Annotated in this window: 5 protein-coding genes; 3 read left to right on the plus strand and 2 right to left on the minus strand. The window is 68.6% G+C overall.

The annotated features are described in order from the left end of the window. Positions 1 to 461: hypothetical protein (locus FUT87_RS15800; RefSeq protein ID WP_222617174.1), on the minus strand; the 461-nt coding region annotated here is incomplete at its 3' end. Positions 462 to 746: 285 nt separating this feature from the next. Next, entirely contained in the window at positions 747 to 2,906 is a 2,160-nt protein-coding gene (locus FUT87_RS15805; RefSeq protein ID WP_147241629.1) for a S46 family peptidase, read from the minus strand. Between the two features lie 282 nt (positions 2,907 to 3,188). On the opposite strand from FUT87_RS15805, the gene FUT87_RS15810 reads away from it, so the two are divergent. The 3 genes from FUT87_RS15810 to FUT87_RS15820 form a co-directional block, all read left to right on the plus strand. Next, positions 3,189 to 3,452 carry a hypothetical protein gene (locus tag FUT87_RS15810; protein ID WP_091732438.1) on the plus strand — a complete coding sequence of 88 codons (264 nt, stop codon included), beginning with the start codon at positions 3,189 to 3,191 and terminating at the stop codon, positions 3,450 to 3,452. Positions 3,453 to 3,489: 37 nt separating this feature from the next. Beyond that, entirely contained in the window at positions 3,490 to 4,194 is a 705-nt protein-coding gene (locus FUT87_RS15815) for a DNA adenine methylase (RefSeq protein WP_222617175.1), read from the plus strand. After that, a partial coding sequence (locus tag FUT87_RS15820) for a hypothetical protein (RefSeq protein ID WP_222617176.1) occupies positions 4,191 to 4,386 on the plus strand: 196 nt, incomplete at its 3' end. The genes FUT87_RS15815 and FUT87_RS15820, both read left to right, overlap by 4 nt.

The following is a 4,386-nucleotide window of genomic DNA, read 5'->3' on the forward strand; positions in this document are numbered from 1 at the left end:
GGCTGCGACGGCACCTGCGGCTTCCCATCGTCTCCCGACGGCTGCGAGGGCGACTGCGGCGCGCCCTTCGAATCACCGCCGCCGCCCGCCACCGCAGCGGCCAGGCCAACAAGCGCCAGGGCGCCAAGTCCAAGTTTCGACAGGTTCGAGTTCGTCGGCGACGCCGCCGCCGTTTCCACGGCCTGCGCCGACGACTCTTGCGCGGACGGCGCTTCGCCCGTCGCGGACGCGGCGTCCACCGGTGCCGTCGCCTCGTCGTCCCTCTGCGCTTCAGCGGTCAGCGCCGCGTCGACCGGCACAGCAAGCTCCTGATCATGCAGCGCGAACTCCTCGTCGAGCGGTCGCTTGCCAGAACGCGACGTGACAGGCGAGACCGTGCTCTTGATTGCATTGGGAGGAGCGACCGCCCGCTCATTGGACGAGGGGCCTTGCGGCGCGCTGGACAGTTTGGACTGGCTCATGGATTTGCTCTCAGGAAAGGAGGGGCGCAGTTTCCAGATCCAACTCGATGCGCTCCATGGCTTCCAGAAGGCTCATCCACCCCGCCTTTCACCACATCCAAGCCACTCCCCCACCCATCGATGCCAAAGCGAGCCGGGACGCGCCCAATTCACCGCCCCGTTCATGCGCAGTTCGAGCCAGGCCGCACCGGGGCCAGAAAACAAAACGCCCCGCATCAAGCGGGGCGTTCTCGCGTCTGCACGCGCGCGGCGGCGTCGTCAGGACGCCTCAACCAGGTCGCGCGATCACAGCGCGTTCATTTCCTTCAGCAGGCGATCCGCCTTGTCGACGACCTTCATCTGCCACAGCATGTAGCGCGCATCCAGACAGATGCTGCGGTTCATGTGGTCGTTGTAGTCCCAGTCCGAGATCACCGCGTCCAGCGTGCCGTCGAACAGCAGGCCCACCAGCTCGCCATGGCCGTTGAGCACCGGCGAACCCGAGTTGCCGCCCGTCGTGTCCAGCGTGGCCAGGAAGTTCACCGGCACCGAGTCCAGCGCCTTCACGCCGTACTTGTCGAAGCGCTTGGCCTTGATCGCCGCCAGTTGCTCGGCCGGCGCGTTGAACTCGCCATTGCCGGTGTGCTTGGCGACGATGCCGCGCAGCGTCGTGAACGCCGTCCAGGTCGTGCCGTCCACGCCCGGCGCGCGGCCCTTCACCTGGCCGAAGGCGACCCGCAGCGTGCTGTTGGCATCCGGATAGACCGGCTGACCGCGGCTGGCCTTGAAGTCGATCTCCGCCTGCATCGTCGCGGCATAGGCCTGCTGCAGCTTGCCGGCCAGTTCCTTGTCGCGGTTCTCGCGCGCCAGCTCGTCGGCATGCAGCGCCACCGCGGCCTTGACCAGGGTGTCGTCACTCGCCTCGAAGGCCGACGCGTCACGCGACAACCAGGCGCCGCGCTCGGCCTTGTCGGTGAGCTTCGTACCGGCATACAGCGCGTCCACCCGCGCGGTCACCGCCGCGGCGTCCATGCCGGCGCGCACGCCCAGCGCGTTCAGCAGCGCGCTGTTGAGCTGGTCCGCCGGCAGCGCCAGGTACTGCGTCAGGAAGTGGCTGACGACCTTCTTCTCGGTGATCTCGTCGAAGCGGCGGTCCACCGTCTCCAGCGCCTGCCGGCGGCGCAGCTGGTCGCGGTCCTGGTAACCGGCCTTGCGTTCGGCGTCCGGCTTGCGGCGCTGCAGCGCCTGCTCGTACAGGTCGCCCGCGCTCTTGACCAGCGTCGGCGTCGCGTAGCCCAGCAGGAACTCGCGACGGGTGATCTCCTGGCGCTCGGCGATCAGGCGGTCCACCTCGGCCAGCGACGCGCCGTAGGTCGCGCGACGCTTGGCGTCGGCATTCACCCAGGCCTTCATCTCGTCGAAGGCGGCCTGCTTGCGCGCGAGGATGTCGCTGCCCGCGTAGCTGGCCATCTGACCCTGGTAGTTCTTGTAGTAGTTGTTGACCCCGGCCACGGTGTTGGCCAGCTTGATCTCGGCGTCGCGGCGGCCGGCGGTCGCCTCCTTGATCAGGTCGAGCTGCTCGCCCATCGCCTTGACGCGATGCGGGAAGTCCCAGGCGAAGGCGAAGTCCACTTCCTTGGGCAGGCGGTGGCGGTTGGTGCGGCCCGGATAACCCGCCACGGCGACGAAGTCGCCCTCGTTCAGCGGCGCGCTCGCCAGCTTCAGGAACTGCGACGGCTGGAAGGGCTTGTTGTCCTTGCTGAAGTCAGCCGGCTTGCCGTCCGGACCGACGTAGGCGCGATAGAAGCTGTAGTCACCGGTGTGGCGCGGCCACATCCAGTTGTCGGTGTCGCCGCCGAAGACGCCCACGCCCTCGGCCGGCGCGTGGACCAGGCGCACGTCGCGGATCTCGAGCTGCTTGGTCAGCTGGTACATCAGGCCGCCGTAGAACGCGCCCACCGAGCAGCGATGGCCGGCATCCTTTTCGCAGGCGGCGACCAGCGCCTTCTCATTGGCCTCGATCGCATCGATGCGGGCCTTGCCCTGCAGCGCGGCGGTCGCCTTGTCGATCACCTTGTCGGTGACGTCGGTCAGCGCGACCGTCACCAGGATGCGGCTGCCCGGCGCGGCCGGCAGTTCCTCGCCCAGCGAGGCGGCCAGGAAGCCGTTCTTCAGCAGGTCCTTCTGCGGCGTGGAGTTGTACTGGATGCTGCCGAAGGCGCAGTGGTGGTTGGTCACCACCAGGCCCTGCGGCGACACGAAGGAGGCGGTGCAGCCGCCCAGGCTGACGACCGCCCCCATCGGATAACCCAGCGGCTGCGACAGGCGTGCCGGATCGAATTTCAGGCCCAGGGCCTTCATGTCCTTGGCCACCAGCGGCAGCTGCTGGGGCATCCACATGCCTTCGTGCGCCTGGGCGCCGGCCGCGGCGCCCAACGCCAGCGCGGCCCACATCAGTCGTTTCATTCGCGGGACTCCTGTCCACCTTCTTGAGAAGGGGCGAACCATACACGAGCCCGCCGCGCGCCCACCGTGCCGGTTGGCACCCGTGCCCATGCCGCATCGCGGAATCCCCCGCGGCGCCACTCGGGCTCCTCGTTCGTGGGATGGGGGAATCCCTGACTCCAAACTTACAATTTAGCCCGTCCCCGCCCATTGCCTGCCCATTCCCGCCCATTCGATCGCCGCCGTCCGATGGCCCTCCGGACGCCGCCCGCGCCCCTCTCTCCGGCCGTCCAGGAGCCCGCCATGACCCTCAAGCAGCTCAGCCAGGTGAAGCGCTGGATGGTGATGCACAGCGCGCGTCACCCGGTCGAACTGGCGGTGTGGAACGTCGTGCTGACGATCTGGATGCTGGGCTTCATGGGCGTTCCGGGCGCGTTATTGATCCAGGCATGGATCGCACTGCCGTTGTGCCTGGTGGCCTGGATGCTGCCGATGGCCTACACCGGCGGCCGGCGCCGGCTGCACCGCTCGGGCCGCCTGCGCTGCGACTGGCTGACGGCGCTCTGAGCCCGCCGGCGCCTTGACATCATCGTCACTTCTGACGATGATTCGCCGCATGAAGTATCCAGGCGGCAAGGGCAAGACGTACCAGCACGTCATCAACCTGATGCCTCCGCACCGGATGTACATCGAGACGCATGTTGGCGGCGGCGCGGTCCTGCGCCACAAGCTGCCGGCGGCGCGCTCGATCGCCATCGACGCCGACGACCGGGTCATCGCGCACTGGCGCGCCATGGCCCTGCCCGGCGTCGAACTCGTCCACGGCCGCGCGGAGGACTTCCTCGCGCGGCATGCGTTCGAGGGCGACGAGCTCGTCTACGTGGACCCGCCCTATCACCCCGAGACGCGGCGCCAGTCACGCATCTACCGACACGAATACGGCGCCGCCGACCACGAGGCGCTGCTGGCGCTGCTGGCGACGCTGCCGTGCCGGGTGATCGTGTCGGGCTACGCCCATCCGGTGTACGACGCCCTCCTGCGGGGGTGGCGGACGACCGAATTCCGGGCGAAGACCCACACCGACGTGCGCACCGAAACGCTGTGGTTCAACTTCGAGCCGCCCGAGATCCTTCACGACAGCCGGCACCGCGGGACGAACTTCCGCGAGCGCCAGACCAACAAGCGGCGCCTCGAACGCCTCCAAGAGCGTGTCCATGCCATGGATCCGGTCGAGCGCGCCGCGTTCCGCCAATGGCTGGACGCCACCTATCCAGCCGCCCAGAGAGGCGGCGTCTTTGCAGTCCCATGACCCAGATCGTCGCCATCGTTTCCCGCCACGGCTCCCTTCATCGAGAACTTCCCGATCCCGATCACCTCCTCCTCACCGGCGTGCGCTGGGGCGCCGTCGAGGAGTTCCCGACCCCCGCCTACTGGACGCAGCAGGCGCTGCGGCACCGCCTCGACGGCCCGGCGCCCCGCGCCTCGGGCCGCTCGCTGGCCG

Source organism: Mitsuaria sp. TWR114, from assembly GCF_007997345.1.

Bases quoted from the DNA above. Each gene is read 5' to 3' on its own strand.
- FUT87_RS15805 (WP_147241629.1), bottom strand. From the start codon at position 2,906: ATGAAACGACTGATGTGGGCCGCGCTGGCGTTGGGCGCCGCGGCCGGC.
- FUT87_RS15810 (WP_091732438.1), top strand. From the start codon at position 3,189: ATGACCCTCAAGCAGCTCAGCCAGGTGAAGCGCTGGATGGTGATGCAC.
- FUT87_RS15815 (WP_222617175.1), top strand. From the start codon at position 3,490: ATGATTCGCCGCATGAAGTATCCAGGCGGCAAGGGCAAGACGTACCAG.